The following is a 388-nucleotide window of genomic DNA, read 5'->3' as shown; positions in this document are numbered from 1 at the left end:
GGCATGGGACTGGCGCCCGGAGATCCACGATACCGATGGCCTGTCGCTGTGGACCGGCGCTGGCGAATGGATCTGGCGGCCGCTGCTGAACCCGCGCAACCTGCGCTTCAACATGTTCGTGGACCGCAACCCGCGCGGCTTCGGCCTGCTGCAGCGCGACCGCAACTTCGACCATTACCAGGACGACGGCGTGTTCTACGAGAAGCGCCCGTGCCTGTGGGTGGAGCCGAAGGGCGAATGGGGCGAGGGCTCGGTGCAGCTGGTGGAGATTCCCACCGTGGACGAGACGTTCGACAACATCGTGGCGTTCTGGAACCCGAAGGATAAGCCGCAGCCGGGCCAGGAGCTGCTGGTCGGCTACCGCCTGTACTGGGGCGCCGAACCGCCG

At 67.0% G+C, this 388-nt stretch carries 1 protein-coding gene; it reads left to right on the top strand.

What is annotated here, in order from left to right; all coding sequences use genetic code 11:
* Window positions 1–388 (top strand): glucan biosynthesis protein (locus tag I6F38_RS43595; RefSeq protein ID WP_225164742.1); only part of this gene is annotated, 388 nt, incomplete at both ends.

This window comes from Bradyrhizobium sp. BRP56 (genome assembly GCF_020194035.1).
Lineage (GTDB): Bacteria > Pseudomonadota > Alphaproteobacteria > Rhizobiales > Xanthobacteraceae > Bradyrhizobium > Bradyrhizobium australafricanum.
This window is presented reverse-complemented; position numbering and strand designations above follow the sequence as displayed.